Here is a 3,677-nt window from a genome sequence, read left to right as displayed (position 1 = left end):
GTGGGCCTGGAGGTCGGGGCCGACGACTACCTCGGCAAACCCTTCAATCCCCGCGAACTCCTGGCCCGCGTGCACGCGGTGCTGCGGCGCCGGCCGCCACAGGAGGCTCCCGGCGCGCCCTCTTCCGAAAACGAAATGGTGTCCTTCGGTCCCTTCGAGTTCGATCTGGGTTCGCGCACGCTGCGCAAGGACGGCGAAGAGCTGTCGCTGACCACCGGTGAGTTCGCGATGCTCAAGGCTCTGGTGCGCCACCCTCGCCAACCGTTGTCGCGCGAGAAGCTCGCGCAGCTCGCCCGGGGTCGCGAGTTCGAGCCCTTCGACCGCAGCCTGGACGTGCAGATCTCGCGGTTGCGCAAGCTCATCGAGTCCGACGCCGCTGCACCGCGCTTCATCCAGACGGTCTGGGGCGTGGGCTATGTCTTCGTGCCGGACGGCAACGCCTGACCGTGCCTCCTGCGGCCCCCGCCAACCCCGCTCCGGGGCGAACGCGTCCCCTTCCGGATTCGATTCAGGGCACGCTGCCCTCCCCGCTCGAAATGTCCGAGCGCGCCCGCGCTCAGGCACGCTTTCGTCTGGGATTCAGCCTGTTCTGGCGGACCTTCTTCCTTCTCGTGCTGCTCCTTCTGGGATGCATCGTCGGCTGGCTCCAGACCTTCCGCGCCTTCGAGGACGAGCCACGCACCGTGCAGACGGCGCACCAGATCGCCTCGCTGGTCAATCTCACCCGCGCCGCGCTCGTCTACTCGGACGCGATCACGCGCGTGTCGCTGATCAAGACCCTGGCCGACCAGGAAGGGGTGCGCATCGTGCCCCGGGAGCCGCGCGACCGCTATGAGGGCTACACCGACCGTGCGCTGGACCGCCGGGTGCGCGACGAACTCATCCGCCGCCTTGGCGAAGGCACCACCATCGCCAGTGAAGTCAATGGCGAGCCCGGCCTGTGGATCGGCTTCGGCATCGACGGTGACCAGTACTGGCTGCTGCTCGACCCGGCGCGCTTCTCGCGCGTGGGCGGGCGGACCTGGTTCACCTGGTTCATCACGGCCGGCATGATGTCGCTCGCAGGATCGGCGTTGATCACGCGGCTGATCAACCGACCGCTCAAGCAGTTGTCGCGCGCGACGACCCAGGTGCGCGAAGGCGAGTACGAGGCCCACCGCCTCGACGAGCACGCCCGCACCAATGAGATCCGGGCCGTCAATATCGGCTTCAACCGCATGGCCGACCAGCTCGCCAAGATCGAGCAGGACCGCGCGGTGATGCTGGCCGGCATCTCCCACGATCTGCGCACGCCGCTCGCAAGGCTGCGGCTCGAGACCGAGATGAGCGTGGCGGACGAAGATGCGCGCGCCCACATGGCGGCCGACATCGCCCAGCTCGACGGCATCATCGACAAGTTCCTCGACTACGCGCGGCCTGACCATGTGAGGCTACAGCCGCTGCGCCTGAGCGAGGTGGTGGCCGACTGCGTGTTCCCGGTGCGCGACCAGGATGACGTGGAACTCCAGATCAACGTGCCCGACGATGCGATGGTCATGGGCGACGAGGTGGAGCTCAAGCGCGTGCTGTCCAACCTGTTGGAGAACGCCAGACGCTACGGTCGCACGCCCGGCATGAACGTCACGCAGATCGACATTCAGTCGCAGACCCAGCCGACCGCCGTGCTCATCAAGGTGCGTGACCACGGCCCCGGCGTGGCGCCGGTCATGCTGGCGCAACTGACCAAGCCCTTCTTCCGCGGCGACACGGCCCGCACGTCCGCCGCGGGCGCGGGCCTGGGCCTGTCGATCGTGGCCAAGAACATCGAACGCATGGGCGGCACCTTCGCCCTCACCAGCACGCCGGGCCGCGGCTTTGCGGCCCACATCCGGCTGCTGCGTGCCCAGGGCACGCCAGCGGCTGCCAGCGAACGGCGCCCTGCGCCTCCTTCTTCCACTGTCCAGACATGAACTTGCGCCCACTCGGCCGTTCCGGCCTCCAGGTTTCCCCGCTCGCCTTCGGCGGCAACGTCTTCGGCTGGACCGTGGATGAGGCCACTTCCTTCCGCCTGCTCGACGCCTGGGTCGATGCCGGCTTCAACTTCATCGACACGGCAGACGTCTATTCCATCTGGGCGCCGGGCCACGTCGGCGGTGAGTCGGAAACCATCATCGGCAAGTGGCTGCGTGCCTCCGGCAAACGCGACCGCATCGTGCTGGCCACCAAGGTCGGCAAGCCCATGGGCGAAGGCAAGAAGGGCCTGTCGGCGCGCTACATCCGCGAGGCGGTGGAGGCCTCGCTGCGCCGGCTGCAGTGCGATTGCATCGACCTGTACCAGTCGCACGACGACGATGCCGCGACGCCCTTCGAGGAAACGCTGGGCGCCTATTCCGACCTGATCAAGGCGGGCAAGGTGCGCGCCATCGGCGCCTCCAACCACACGGCGCCCCGCTTGGCCGAGGCGCTGGCGGTTTCCGAGCGACTCGGCCTGCCGCGCTACGAGAGCCTGCAGCCGCTCTACAACCTCTACGACCGCGCCGTGTACGAGGCCGAACTGGAGCCGCTGTGCCAGTCGCAGCAGCTGGGCGTCATCAACTTCTTCGCGCTGGCGATGGGCTTTCTCACCGGCAAGTACCGCAGCGCGGAAGACGCGTCGCGGAGCACGCGCGGCGAGCGGGCCGTGGCGGCCTACCTCAACGACCGCGGCCGTCGCATCCTCGCGGCCCTTGACGAGGTGGCGGCCGAGACCGGCGCCAAGCCCGGCCAAGTTGCCCTCGCTTGGCAGATCGCCCGCCCGTCGATCACGGCGCCCATCGCCAGCGCGACGTCGCTGGAGCAGCTGCAGGAGCTGGTGGCGGCAGCGCAGCTCAAGCTGGAGCCAGCCCAGATCGCCCGGCTGGACGCCGCCAGCGCCGAGCAGGCCTGAACGGACGAGGAGACCGGCTGCCGCACTCAGCGCGCTGCGGCTGCGCCCTCACCCGCCTCCAGCATCAGGGCGAAGAGCTCGCTCCTGAAATGGATGCCCAGCCGCGCGAAGGCGCGGTTGCGGTAGGTCTTGACGGTCGGCAGTGCCAGACCGAGGTCGGCGGCGATGCCTTCCTGGGTCATGCCACGCAACAGGCGGAGGCAGACATCGAGCTCCCGAGACGTCAGCTCGGGGCAATAGGCCAGCAGCCGCTGCGCCTGCCCGGCTGACTCCTGCGGCGGCGACGCCAGCACCACATGCTTTCGCGCCAGGGCCATCAAAAGGGCGCCGGCCTCGCCGAAATCGGCCAGCTGGGCATCGGCCAGGGGCCGTTGCCCTTCGTGCCGATAGAAGTTGACGGCAAAGAGCGCGCCGTCGGCCGAAGGCTCGCGCTCCACCACCGACACCCGCTCGCATACCCCATGCGCGTCGTACACCTTGGCCCGGTGCTCGGGTGGCACCTCCCCGGCCGTGATGTGACACAGACGCAGCGGCCCGGCCTCGCCGTCGCGGAAGGTGCGGTCATGCTGCACGGGCCCCGACAGGTAGGCACGCCAGCAGTCGCGCGTGGTGTCCGGCACGCCCAGGCTGCCGCTGATGAAGATGGCCGGCCGCGCACCCGTGCGGTAGATGGAAAAGGAAGCGACCGGCAGCGTCATGGCCACAGCCTGCAACAGCCGGGGGCCGAAGCCTGCCTCGCCCAGCGCCGGCACCACCTCGGGCATGCGTGCCG

Annotated in this window: 4 protein-coding genes; 3 read left to right on the top strand and 1 reads right to left on the bottom strand. The window is 69.0% G+C overall.

From position 1 onward, the window contains the following. From QZ772_RS22655 to QZ772_RS22645, 3 genes are all read left to right on the top strand, one after another. Nucleotides 1–444, top strand: a 444-nt coding sequence (locus tag QZ772_RS22655) for a winged helix-turn-helix domain-containing protein (RefSeq protein WP_295531394.1), incomplete at its 5' end; no start/stop codon positions are given. A 92-nt stretch (nt 445–536) separates the two neighbouring features. Further along, nucleotides 537–1,949 carry a sensor histidine kinase gene (locus QZ772_RS22650; protein WP_295531391.1) on the top strand — a complete coding sequence of 471 codons (1,413 nt, stop codon included), beginning with the start codon at nt 537–539 and terminating at the stop codon, nt 1,947–1,949. Next, the gene (locus QZ772_RS22645; protein WP_295531388.1) at nt 1,946–2,905 is read left to right on the top strand and encodes an aldo/keto reductase; all 960 of its coding nucleotides are present in this window, start codon (nt 1,946–1,948) and stop codon (nt 2,903–2,905) included. The genes QZ772_RS22650 and QZ772_RS22645 overlap by 4 nt, the downstream gene beginning before the upstream one ends. 26 nt (nt 2,906–2,931) lie before the next feature. Here the strand turns inward: QZ772_RS22645 and QZ772_RS22640 are convergent, their stop codons facing one another. Then, on the bottom strand, nt 2,932–3,669 hold the full coding sequence (locus QZ772_RS22640) for a helix-turn-helix transcriptional regulator (RefSeq protein ID WP_295531397.1): 738 nt from the start codon (nt 3,667–3,669) through the stop codon (nt 2,932–2,934). Nucleotides 3,670–3,677: the final 8 nt, after the last annotated feature.

The sequence above is a fragment of the uncultured Pseudacidovorax sp. genome (assembly GCF_913773995.1).
Taxonomy (GTDB): Bacteria; Pseudomonadota; Gammaproteobacteria; order Burkholderiales; family Burkholderiaceae_C; genus Xenophilus.
Note: the sequence above shows the minus strand (reverse complement) of the source record. Positions and strands in the feature narration are given on the sequence as shown.

Excerpts from the sequence above, each read along its gene's own strand:
- QZ772_RS22640 (WP_295531397.1), bottom strand. The coding sequence starts at position 3,669 with ATGCCCGAGGTGGTGCCGGCGCTGGGCGAGGCAGGCTTCGGCCCCCGG.
- QZ772_RS22650 (WP_295531391.1), top strand. The coding sequence starts at position 537 with ATGTCCGAGCGCGCCCGCGCTCAGGCACGCTTTCGTCTGGGATTCAGC.
- QZ772_RS22645 (WP_295531388.1), top strand. The coding sequence starts at position 1,946 with ATGAACTTGCGCCCACTCGGCCGTTCCGGCCTCCAGGTTTCCCCGCTC.